Consider the following 1,328-nt stretch of genomic DNA (forward strand, 5'->3'; position numbering starts at 1 on the left):
TCGGTTCGGGCAGCACCTACCACGGTCTCGGGGGTGTCGTGATGGGCAGTGCGGCAAGCCATTACGGCGAGGTGAAAGGCTATTCGAATCTGTTCGTGATGGACGGCTCACTGCTTCCCGGTGCGGTCGGTCTGGTCAACCCGGCGCTGACCATCACCGCGATGGCCGAACGCAACATGGACCACTTCCTGGCCACCCGCTGACCCCCGCGAGCGTCTCGAGCGGTCAGACGGTGATACGTTTCTGCTCGCCGACGCCGAAGAAGCCGTCGACCTTCAGGGTGACGCCGTCGCCGTTCAGGGTGCCCTCGTACCAGCCGTAGGGGGCGTAGTAGGCGGCCAGGATCTTTCCCGGGCCGACGTGCATCGTCGAGCGCACCGCCGGATGGAAGACCACGTCCACGGCGCCGTCGTGGTCGCGGATGAGCCAGCGGCCCCACGGTCCGTCGGGACGCTCCACGGCGACCGGCGGCAGCCGGTGAAGCCGGTTGCCGATCCAGAGCGCGTTCTCGTTGTTCACGGCCGGGTCCCTGATCTGGTTGGCGGTGAGGTTGAAGCCCTCCACCTGGCCGAGATCGGTGCGGCGCAGGCCGGTGACCCAGTCGTAGCGCAGCGGCCGGGGATAGTCGCCGTGGTGGTCGTCGAGCACCAGGAAGCCGCGGTCCTCGGCGAAGCCGACCTGCTGTCCGCCGATCACCAGCGATCCGGTCATCGGCATCATCACCTTGTGCGAGTACAGCGCGCGGTCGTCGGAGAAAGGGTGCACCACAACGAGATTCGCCGCATCGTCGGGGCCGCAGTCACCGCGGACGTGCAGGCCCATGGCCGGCAGACCCCGCTTCCCGGGGTGGGCGGCGTCCACGGTGAGCCGTCCTCGCTCCAGGTGATTGCCGATGTCGATCCGGAACTCGCCGACCCGTCCGCGTGACGAGGTGCCGAGCAGGCCGTGCGCCACCGCGAGGGTGGGTGCGGGCACCTTGGTCTCCCAGCGGGTGATGGTCTCCTCATGCTTGTTCACCGCCAGCACCTGCAGCAGCCCCACCGACTTGGCGTTGTAGACCGCGCCGAGCACGAACCAGTCGTCGTCGCCGAGCTGGAAGGCCTCCCACTCCTTGAGCCGCAGATTCCGCGCGAAGCGCCGGGGACGGTCGAAGATCCGCCGTGCGCCGGCGTCGAGCGGGTTGATCGTGGGGATCGGCCCGTCGTAGGTGCCGAAGTTGTAGCGCCCGTCGGTGACCAGCGCCGACGGGGGAGCGGTGGGCGCCGGTGGGTACACCGCACCGGCGGGCTGGGAAGTCTGCGATCCGTTCATCTCGGCTATGACGGTAG

2 protein-coding genes are annotated in these 1,328 nt (G+C 68.5%); one reads left to right on the forward strand and one right to left on the reverse strand.

Annotated features, from left to right (window positions below; genetic code table 11):
- A partial coding sequence (locus tag ACJMNC_RS18175; RefSeq protein WP_408949348.1) for a GMC oxidoreductase occupies positions 1 to 203 on the forward strand: 203 nt, incomplete at its 5' end.
- 22 nt (positions 204 to 225) lie between these two features.
- On the opposite strand, the gene ACJMNC_RS18180 is transcribed toward ACJMNC_RS18175, so the two are convergent.
- Complete coding sequence (locus ACJMNC_RS18180) at positions 226 to 1,311, reverse strand: DUF2804 family protein (protein ID WP_408949351.1); 1,086 nt, start codon at positions 1,309 to 1,311, stop codon at positions 226 to 228.
- Between the last annotated feature and the right edge of the window lie 17 nt (positions 1,312 to 1,328).

The organism is Gordonia sp. VNK21 (genome assembly GCF_046098115.1).
Classification (GTDB): Bacteria; Actinomycetota; Actinomycetes; order Mycobacteriales; family Mycobacteriaceae; genus Gordonia.

Excerpts from the sequence above, each read along its gene's own strand:
- ACJMNC_RS18180 (WP_408949351.1), bottom strand. The coding sequence starts at position 1,311 with ATGAACGGATCGCAGACTTCCCAGCCCGCCGGTGCGGTGTACCCACCG.